Annotated in this window: 2 tRNA genes; both read right to left on the reverse strand. The window is 49.9% G+C overall.

Going from position 1 to position 365, the window contains the following annotated elements:
- Positions 1-74: 74 nt before the first annotated feature.
- Positions 75-150 (reverse strand) — tRNA-Ala (locus tag HX824_RS31100).
- Between the two features lie 30 nt (positions 151-180).
- A tRNA-Ile gene (locus HX824_RS31105) sits at positions 181-257 on the reverse strand.
- Positions 258-365 lie beyond the last annotated feature (108 nt).

Genomic DNA, 365 nt, shown 5'->3' on the forward strand with positions numbered 1-365 from the left:
AAAGACTAGAAATCAACATTCACCATCATATCGATGGAATGCTCATTTCTAAGCTTTCAAGACAGAAGCAGTAGTGGTGGAGCCAAACGGGATCGAACCGTTGACCTCCTGCGTGCAAGGCAGGCGCTCTCCCAGCTGAGCTATGGCCCCGTATTTCTACAGGCGTTTCCCACACAAAATTGGTGGGTCTGGGCAGATTCGAACTGCCGACCTCACCCTTATCAGGGGTGCGCTCTAACCAACTGAGCTACAGACCCAATTTCGGGCTGCTTCTTTATCGTCTTCTTCAATGAATCAAGCAATTCGTGTGGGAACTTATGGAGCAGCTGATGTCGTCGATTAAGGAGGTGATCCAGCCGCAGTTT

The sequence above is a fragment of the Pseudomonas sp. D4002 genome (genome assembly GCF_013385665.1).
GTDB lineage: Bacteria > Pseudomonadota > Gammaproteobacteria > Pseudomonadales > Pseudomonadaceae > Aquipseudomonas.